Below are 7,403 nucleotides of genomic sequence, written 5' to 3' on the forward strand. Positions count from 1 at the left end.
GATCGACATTTTGAGAGGGGGTCTTCAGGCCGGTCTTCGCGGTCGAGGCAGACCGCACCGATGGATTTCGCGGCGACGCCTCGCGACCCCTTCAGCTTCGCCCTTTGCGCTCCGGAATCCGCATGCCCGAACGGTCAGGCCGATTGCAACGCCCGTTCCTCGGCGAAGAATTTTTCCGTGGCATAGGCCTTGAGAAACACTTCGACGCCGGACGTCACGACGTGCTCGATCTCCGCCTGGCTCGGCGCTTTCGTGCGATAGGAAAAGATGCACTGGCGGAACAGGCCGGCGAGGCAAAGCTCGGTGAACTGGTAGGCGGCAAGGTCGACGTCGGCGATCTGAAGCAGGCCGCGTTCGACGGCTTCGTTGAGGAAGGCCATGACCTTGTCGTGGCCGCGCTTGGGGCCGCGTTCGTAGAAGCGCGCGCCAAGCTCCGGAATCCGATCGGCCGCGCCGACCACCGTGCGCTGGGCCTGGATGACCTTGGCCGAGGTGATCTTCAGCGAAAGCACGGTGCCGAACTTCACCAGCGTCTTGCGCAGGTCGTCGAAATGGTCGAGCACCTCATACATGTTCTTGAAGATGGTGCCGCGCTCTTCCTCGATCAGGGCCTCGAACAGCTCTTCCTTGTTTTGAAAATAGACGTAGATCGTGCCCTTGGAGACGCCGGCCTCGCGCGTGATGTCGTTCATCGAGGCCGCTTCAAAGCCCTTGTCTATAAAGACGCGGCGGGCGCCCTCGATGATCTGGGCCCGTTTTACGGGATCCTGCCCGGCCGCCGGGCGGCCCTTGCGTAAGTCGAGCAGATCGCTATCGGCTGTCGTGTCGACCATGGAAGTCGTTCCTTGAAAAATATTTCGAACCGCTCGGTTCGATTTCCTCTTGATATGGTCCTCTTTCCGCGCTATGTCAATCTCCAATTCGAACCGAACGGTTCAGTATGACTGACATTCCAGAGAGATCGCTATGTCCTCGAACGCGCCCGCCACCGCCGAAGTCCGCTCTTTTCCCAACGCCAAGGCCCAGCCTTCGACCGAAGCGCCGGAAGTTCCTGTCCAGCCCGCCGCTCCCGTTGCGACGCCGGCGGCTGAAGCACCCGCCAAGAAGCAGCGCTCTGTCCGCTCTTTCCTGTTACCGATCATCGGCCTTGCCCTGCTCGGCGCCGGCTCCTGGTATGGGTATAACTATTGGACCGACGGACGGTTCATGATCTCCACCGACGACGCCTATGTCCAGGCCGACATGTCGTTCGTCTCGCCGAAAATATCCGGTTATATCGACAAGGTGCTGGTGAGCGAGAATCAGCAGGTGAAGGCCGGCGATCCGCTGTTCGTCATCGACAATGGCGACTACAAGATCGCCGTGGCGCAGGCCGAGGCGCAGATCGCCACCTTGAGCAAGACGCTCGACCGCATCGACGCCCAGACCAAGGCGGCCCAGGCCTCGCTGTCGCAGGCCCAAGCGCAGAAGGTCGCGGACCAGGCCGCCGCCGACAATGCGGCGCGCGCCCAGGTGCGGGCGGCGCAACTCGTCAAGACCCATGTCGGCACGCAGGCCCAGCTCGACGACGCCCAGACCGCGCTCGACCAGGCCAAGGCGGCGCTTGTCGGCGCCGATGCGCAGATCGCGGCGGCGCAGGCCAATATCGGCGTGCTGGAAGCGCAGCGCGCCGAGTCGGCCTCGACGCTCGCCTCGCTGCAGCTCACCCGCGACAAGGCCCTGCGCGACCTGTCCTTCACCGTGCTGAAGGCTCCCTATGACGGCGTCGTCGGCAACCGCTCGGTCGAGCAGGGCGATCTCGTCAGCCCCGGCCAGAAGCTCGCCGTCGTCGTGCCGATGGACAAGCTCTACATCGTCGGCAACTTCAAGGAGACGCAGCTCGGCCGCATGGTGCCCGGCGAGAAGGTCCGCATCACCGTCGACGCTATCGACGGCCAGACCTTCGAAGGCACGGTTTCCTCGCTGGCGCCGGCTTCGGGCGCGGTGTTCTCGCTGCTGCCGCCGGAAAACGCTACCGGCAACTTCACCAAGGTGGTGCAGCGCGTGCCCGTGCGCATCGACGTCCCGGCCGACGTGCTGAAGGCCGGCAAGCTGCGCGCCGGGCTGAGCGTCGTCGTCGCGGTCGACAGCCGCACCGCGCCGGCTTCGACGACCAACTGATTGGGGGGCGGCCCGGCGGCCGATCGAGCGCCGGGCCGTCCAGCCTGCTTATCGTTTTCGACGCAATTCGGGACCGCCACGCGCTCGTCCCAGGAATTGCCCAGGGAGGCCATGACATGGCAACCGCAACCATCACCGCAGGATCAATGCCCGGACGTCCGGTCGCTGCCGCGCCGGCCCTGCCCGCGGACCATATGCCCGTGCGCCGCGTCGTCGCCTTCCTGGCGATGGTGTTCGGCATGTTCATGGCGATCCTGGACATCCAGATCGTCTCGGCCTCGCTCTCGGAAATCCAGGCGGGCCTGAGCGCCAGCTCCGACGAGATCCCGTGGGTGCAGACCGCCTACCTGATCGCCGAGGTGGTGATGATCCCGCTGTCCGGCTTCCTCAGCCGCATGCTGTCGACGCGCGTGCTGTTCACCACCGCGGCGGCCGGCTTCACCGCGGCCAGCGCGCTCGCCGCGACCGCCACCAATATCGACCAGATGATCGTCTACCGCGCCATCCAGGGCTTTATCGGCGGCGGCATGATCCCCAGCGTCTTCGCGGCCGCCTTCACCATCTTCCCGCCTTCAAAGCGCGCCGTCGTGTCGCCGATGATCGGCCTGGTGGCGACGCTGGCGCCGACGATCGGCCCGACGGTGGGCGGCTATATCAGCCACGCCATGTCCTGGCACTGGCTGTTCCTGATCAATGTCGTGCCCGGCATCCTGGTGGCGACGGCCGCCTGGGCGCTGATCGACTTCGACAAGCCCAACCTGAAACTGTTCTCGAAGTTCGACTGGTGGGGCCTGGTCGGCATGGCCGCTTTCCTCGGCTGCATGGAATATGTGCTGGAGGAAGGCCCGAACCATGACTGGCTGCAGGAGCCGGCAGTGTTTGCCTGCGCCATCATCATGACGATCGGCGGCGTCATCTTCTTCTGGCGCGTCTTCACCGCCGAGGAGCCGATCGTCGACCTGAGGGCCTTCAGCAACGTCAACTTCGCCTTCGGCTCGCTGTTCTCCTTCGTCGTCGGCATCGGCCTCTACGGGCTCACCTATCTCTATCCGGTGTTCCTGGGGCGTATCCGCGGCTACGATTCGATGATGATCGGCGAGGCGCTGTTCGTCAGCGGCCTGGCGATGTTCTTCACCGCGCCCGTTGCCGGCATCCTGTCGAACAAGATCGACCTCAGGCTGATGATGATGATCGGCTTCGTCGGCTTCGCCACCGGCACCTGGTGGATGACGCATCTCACGGCCGACTGGGATTTCTATGAGCTGTTGATCCCGCAAATCCTGCGCGGCTGCTCGATGATGCTGTGCATGGTGCCGATCAACAACATCGCGCTCGGCACGCTGCCGCCGGAACGGCTGAAGAATGCGTCGGGCCTGTTCAACCTGACCCGCAATCTCGGCGGCGCCGTCGGCCTCGCGGTGATCAACACGGTACTGATCGACCGCAACGCCTTCCACTACGCGCGGCTCTCCGAGCATGTGCAGTGGGGCAGCGAGGCGGCGCAGACCAAGCTGCAGAACATGACGCAAAATTTCGGGCAGACCGCCGGTCTCGACGCAGCAAGCGCTGCGATCTCGAAGCTGTCCGGCATGGTGCACCAGCAGGCGGCGCTTTTGTCCTTCATGGACGTGTTCATGATGCTGACGGTGCTGTTCGCCTCGCTCGGATTTTTCGTGCTGTTCATCAACAAGCCGGCCCCGCAGGGCGGCGGTGGCGGCGGAGGCCATTGAGGAGCCGGAACCCCCGCCTGGCGTCCTCAACGCGTGACCCCGGAAATCGGTGACGATTTCCGGGGTCATTCTTTTCTGCAGGACTGGAATTGCTCAGGCTGAAGCCGGCTTGAAGCTTAGCGCCACGCCGTTGATGCAGTGGCGCAGGCCGGTGGGCGGCGGGCCGTCGTCGAAGACGTGGCCGAGATGGCCGCCGCAGCGCCGGCAATGCACCTCGGTGCGGGTCATGCCGAGCGAGCGGTCTTCGGTCTTGCCGATGGAGTTCGGGATCTCCTGCCAGAAGCTCGGCCAGCCGGTGCCGGAATCGAATTTCGTCTCCGACGAATAGACCGGCAGGTCGCAGCCGGCACAGGCGAAGATGCCCTTGCGATGCTCGTTGAGCAGCGGGCTGGTGCCGGGATATTCGGTGCCTTGCTTGCGCAGCACGTCGAAGGCCTCGTCCGACAGAATGGCGTGCCACTCGGCATCAGTCTTGGTGATTTCGAACGTCTCGGCGGCGAGAGCGGGCTTCGGTCCGCCGGCACGCAGCATCGCTGCGGATCCGACGATGAGAGCGGTGGCGGCGGCCCCGCTCCAGAGAAAATCGCGACGGTTCATGGCCGTTCCTCCTGACGCATTTTGCCAAGATAGAGCCCGCGCCGGAAATCAAAAGCCGGTGACGCCCCATCTCCTCGTTCGAGCAATTCCGGACAGAACCTTCCTGGAACGCTCCGGATGCTGCTCCGCGCCGCCCTTGCGGGACGGACGCGGAGCACACCCCTGCCGGCGGCGCGGATCTTGAATGATGCGACCGGCGCTCAGCCATGTCTTCGCCGGCCAGGTCCGCTTTGTTACATCTTCGGCAAGAGAACCTTGTCGATGACGTGGATGACGCCGTTCGACTGGCGGACATCGGCGATGGTGACATGGGCGACATTGCCGTTCTCGTCGGTGACGGTGACCTTGCCCTTCTCCGCCTTCAGCGTCAGCTCGCAGCCGCCGACCGTCTTGACCTGGTGGGCGCCGCCATCGGCCTTGGCCATCTTGGCGACATCGGCGGCCAGCGCCTTGGCGGCGACGACATGGCAGGTCAGCACCTTCGTCAGCTTGTCCTTGTTCTCGGGCTTGAGCAGCGTGTCGACCGTGCCGGCGGGCAGCGCCGCGAAGGCCTCGTTGGTCGGCGCGAAGACGGTGAAGGGGCCGGCGCCCTGCAGCGTGTCGACCAGGCCGGCGGCCTTGACGGCGGCGACCAGCGTGGTGTGGTCCTTCGAATTGACGGCATTCTCGATGATGTTCTTCTTGGCATACATCGGCGCGCCGCCGACCATCGGATTGGCAGCGTAGGCAACGGCGCCGAGCGCCGAAAGGCCAAGTGTAGAGGCAAGCAAAAGGGTAGCGAGTTTACGCATGGGGTCAGTCTCCTCGGGTTGTTTCTTCCCGTCCGTGGGAACGCGAGGAGATACGGGCCCGAAAAGCGTTAGTTTCACGAAGGGCGCGCGATTTTTGTTCCGGTGCTTTATTGCGTCTGTGTCACCGATGGCGACAGCGAAATTTTCCCACCTAGAAATGGCAGGATATAGACTGCAGTTAGTCTTCGATAACCGGCTGACCAGGGTCAGATGCCCTTCAGGTCACCCGCGGCGACGACCGGACCGGTCGGCTGGCCGGTCGGCGAACCGCCGGAGGGCTCGAGGCTGACGGCGAGCACGGCGCCTTGCGCCAGCTTCTGCTGGACGGCCGGCGTGACCGACATGCGCGCGGTCGGGCCGGCGGGGATGACACCCATCGAGACCGGCGCGTTCTTGCCCTCGATCATCCACAGCTCGAAATCCTTGCCGGCGCCGCGGTCGCCGGAGACCAGCGACAAGCCGACCTCGTGGCGGGCGGCGTCATAGACCGCAAGATATTTGACGTTGCTGTTGTCGGCGGCCAGAGAGGCGACCAGCCTGGTCTCGGGCGGCTGGACCGGCGGGTTGACGTAAGGCAGGGCGACATAGACGGCCAAAGCAGCGATGGCCGCCGCGGCGAGGCCGCGCCAGAAGGCGAGGCTCGCCCACAGGCCGCCGCTGGGCGCCGTGGACGCGGACGACGCGAACAGGCGGCGGTCGATTGCCACTTTCACGGAAGCCGGCGGCTCGACCGCGGCATAAGCGGCGGCCATCGGCGCGAAATGGGCTTCCCAGGCATCGACCAGGCGGGCGAACGCCGTCTCGGCATCGATGCGACGGGAAGCGATCTGGCGCTCGTCGGCTGCCAGAACGCCGAGAACGTATTCGGCGGCGAGCAGATCGTCGCCTCCACGTTCCGGTCCGTTGTCCTCTGCCAGCGTCATCTTTCCAGGCATTCTCTCAGTTTCAGCAGGCTTCGCCGCAGCCAGGTCCGCATCGTGTTCAGCGGAACCTTGAAGCGCTCCGCCAGCTCGGCATAGCTCTCGCCGCCCAGATAGGCGCCCCGGACGGCAGCCGCCCGGTCTTGCTCCAGTTCGTCGAGGCAATGGTAGATGCGTTCGGTCTCGCCGCCCGCCACAGCCATGGCCTCGGGTCCCGGCGCCGGATCGGCGACGTCGAGGGCCGTATCGATGTTGGCAGAAGGAGTGCGTCGCGACCGGATGCGATCGATCGCATGATTGCGCGCAACGGCCACCAGCCAGGAAATTGGGCTCAGATCGGAAACCACGAAACGATCCGCCTTCGTCCAGATCTTGACGAAGACCTCCTGCAGCGCTTCTTCCGCATCACCCCGGTCCCTCAAGACACGAAGGCAGACGCCGAAAAGTTTCCCGCTGGTCTGCTTGTAGAGCAGATCGAACGCCGCCCGGTCCTTCATCGAAGTCCGGACGATCAGCTTGCTGATATCCTGCGGCGCCATGCAGGCAAATTAGAAGATTGCGATCTAATTGCAACGGCGGCGGAAGCGTTGTCCACCAGCGGCCACGGGCCCACCGGCACAGTTCGGCATTGTGCCGTTGGGCGCGCCGCTGAAGTGCCCGGCGGTTCTGCGCAGGATTTTGAAAACTGCCACTTGTTACGGTAAGAATGTCATCGTCATTTCGGTGAAATCGGCACAAACGCTGGGGTGGCGTAAGCCGCTCAACCTCGTCATTCCAGGGCGAAGCAGCCGCGAAGCGGCGTCGCGGAGACCCTGGAATCCATTCCGTGACCTGAGCCGCGGAGTGCAGCGGAGCAGAATTCTGCACCGCAGCAGCGCTCGGACGTTACGGAATGGATCCTCGGGTCTGCGCGCGTCGCTTCGCTCCTTGCTCCGCCCGTGGATGACGAGGTTGGGCCGTTTCGGCCAATCTCCAAGGCATGCCGCCTGCCAACACAAACACGGCCTACCCCGGGCAAAATTACTGTGCTGGGAGCAGATTTCGTCATTGTGTCGGTGAAACCAGCGCAAACGCCGGCGATTGCTGAAGCCCTTCCAACCTCGTCATTCAAGGGCGAAGCAGCCGCGAAGCGGCGTCGCGAAGACCCTGGAATCCATTCCGTGACCTTAGTCAAAAGTGCAGCGGAGCAGAATTCTGCACCGCGG

At 64.3% G+C, this 7,403-nt stretch carries 8 protein-coding genes; 3 read left to right on the forward strand and 5 right to left on the reverse strand.

Features of this window, described 5'->3' with window-relative positions:
* Positions 1-134: 134 nt before the first annotated feature.
* Positions 135-833: a TetR/AcrR family transcriptional regulator gene (locus LB525_RS09235; protein ID WP_095769503.1), complete on the reverse strand. Its 699-nt coding sequence runs from the start codon at positions 831-833 to the stop codon at positions 135-137.
* Between the two features lie 133 nt (positions 834-966).
* Between LB525_RS09235 and LB525_RS09240 the strand changes: the two genes are divergently transcribed.
* A complete protein-coding gene (locus tag LB525_RS09240; RefSeq protein WP_224544391.1) occupies positions 967-2,160 on the forward strand; it encodes an HlyD family secretion protein in 1,194 nt (397 codons plus the stop codon).
* A 116-nt stretch (positions 2,161-2,276) separates the two neighbouring features.
* Positions 2,277-3,890 (forward strand): DHA2 family efflux MFS transporter permease subunit, encoded by a 1,614-nt coding sequence (locus LB525_RS09245; RefSeq protein WP_411971010.1) that lies wholly within the window; start codon positions 2,277-2,279, stop codon positions 3,888-3,890.
* Between the two features lie 93 nt (positions 3,891-3,983).
* Here LB525_RS09245 and msrB read toward each other — a convergent pair whose 3' ends face one another.
* The 4 genes from msrB to LB525_RS09265 form a co-directional block, all read right to left on the reverse strand.
* Positions 3,984-4,487, reverse strand: a complete 504-nt coding sequence (gene msrB, locus LB525_RS09250; RefSeq protein ID WP_095769500.1) for a peptide-methionine (R)-S-oxide reductase MsrB — start codon at positions 4,485-4,487, stop codon at positions 3,984-3,986.
* A 233-nt stretch (positions 4,488-4,720) separates the two neighbouring features.
* Positions 4,721-5,278, reverse strand: coding sequence for a fasciclin domain-containing protein (locus LB525_RS09255; protein WP_140635841.1), 558 nt, complete (start codon positions 5,276-5,278; stop codon positions 4,721-4,723).
* 206 nt (positions 5,279-5,484) lie between these two features.
* Positions 5,485-6,201 carry an anti-sigma factor domain-containing protein gene (locus tag LB525_RS09260; protein ID WP_224544405.1) on the reverse strand — a complete coding sequence of 239 codons (717 nt, stop codon included), beginning with the start codon at positions 6,199-6,201 and terminating at the stop codon, positions 5,485-5,487.
* Positions 6,198-6,737: a sigma-70 family RNA polymerase sigma factor gene (locus LB525_RS09265; protein WP_224544392.1), complete on the reverse strand. Its 540-nt coding sequence runs from the start codon at positions 6,735-6,737 to the stop codon at positions 6,198-6,200. Before LB525_RS09265 ends, LB525_RS09260 begins: the two co-directional genes overlap by 4 nt.
* Positions 6,738-7,223: 486 nt before the next feature.
* Between LB525_RS09265 and LB525_RS09270 the strand changes: the two genes are divergently transcribed.
* A partial coding sequence (locus LB525_RS09270; RefSeq protein WP_224544393.1) for a hypothetical protein occupies positions 7,224-7,403 on the forward strand: 180 nt, incomplete at its 3' end.

The organism is Mesorhizobium sp. CA16 (assembly GCF_020165175.1).
Classification (GTDB): Bacteria; Pseudomonadota; Alphaproteobacteria; order Rhizobiales; family Rhizobiaceae; genus Mesorhizobium.

Coding starts and splice junctions, on each gene's coding strand:
- LB525_RS09235 (WP_095769503.1), bottom strand. CDS start 833: ATGGTCGACACGACAGCCGATAGCGATCTGCTCGACTTACGCAAGGGC.
- LB525_RS09240 (WP_224544391.1), top strand. CDS start 967: ATGTCCTCGAACGCGCCCGCCACCGCCGAAGTCCGCTCTTTTCCCAAC.
- LB525_RS09245 (WP_411971010.1), top strand. CDS start 2,277: ATGGCAACCGCAACCATCACCGCAGGATCAATGCCCGGACGTCCGGTC.
- msrB (WP_095769500.1), bottom strand. CDS start 4,487: ATGAACCGTCGCGATTTTCTCTGGAGCGGGGCCGCCGCCACCGCTCTC.
- LB525_RS09255 (WP_140635841.1), bottom strand. CDS start 5,278: ATGCGTAAACTCGCTACCCTTTTGCTTGCCTCTACACTTGGCCTTTCG.
- LB525_RS09260 (WP_224544405.1), bottom strand. CDS start 6,201: ATGACGCTGGCAGAGGACAACGGACCGGAACGTGGAGGCGACGATCTG.
- LB525_RS09265 (WP_224544392.1), bottom strand. CDS start 6,737: ATGGCGCCGCAGGATATCAGCAAGCTGATCGTCCGGACTTCGATGAAG.